Here is a 708-nt window from a genome sequence, read left to right as displayed (position 1 = left end):
GCTGTCGCCGCCGAGGGTGAAGAAGGAGTCGTCGAGTCCGATGGTGTTGGTGTGGAGGATGTCGGTGAATGCTTGGGTGATGGTGTGTTCGAGGGGTGTTCGGGGTGGTCGGTAGGGTTTGTGGTCGGTGGGTGGTGGTGTGGGTAGTGCGGTGCGGTCGAGTTTTCCGGTGGGGGTGAGGGGGATGTGGTCGAGGGGGATGATCGTGGTGGGGATCATGTAGGTGGGTAGGTGGGTGGTGAGGTGTTGGGTGAGGGTGGTGGTGTCGATGGTGTGGTGGGGTGTGGGGACGACGTAGGAGATGAGGGTGTGGTTTCCGTTGTGGTCGTGGTGGCCGATGGTGGTGGCGTAGTGGACGGTGGGGTGGGTGGTGAGGGTGGTGTCGATTTCGCCGAGTTCGATGCGTTGGCCGTGGATTTTGACTTGGAAGTCGGTGCGGCCGAGGTGTTGGAGGGTGTGGTCGGGTTGCCAGCGGACGAGGTCGCCGGTGCGGTACATGCGGGTGCCGGGTAGCCAGGGGCAGGCGATGAAGCGTTCGGCGGTGAGGGCTGGGTTGTGGTGGTATCCGCGGGCGAGTAGTGGTCCGGCGATGTAGAGTTCGCCTGCTACGCCGGTGGGTACGGGTTGTAGGTGTTGGTCGAGGACCCATTCGTGGGTGCCGGGGATGGGGTGGCCGATGGTGACGGTGTCACCCGCCACCAACGGAGC

Annotated in this window: 1 protein-coding gene; it reads right to left on the bottom strand. The window is 64.1% G+C overall.

What is annotated here, in order from left to right:
• On the bottom strand, nt 1-708 hold a 708-nt coding region (locus tag NB3_RS33830), incomplete at both ends, for an AMP-binding enzyme (protein ID WP_157112179.1).

It is taken from the genome of Nocardia beijingensis NBRC 16342 (assembly GCF_001612785.1).
Taxonomy (GTDB): domain Bacteria; phylum Actinomycetota; class Actinomycetes; order Mycobacteriales; family Mycobacteriaceae; genus Nocardia; species Nocardia beijingensis.
This window is presented reverse-complemented; position numbering and strand designations above follow the sequence as displayed.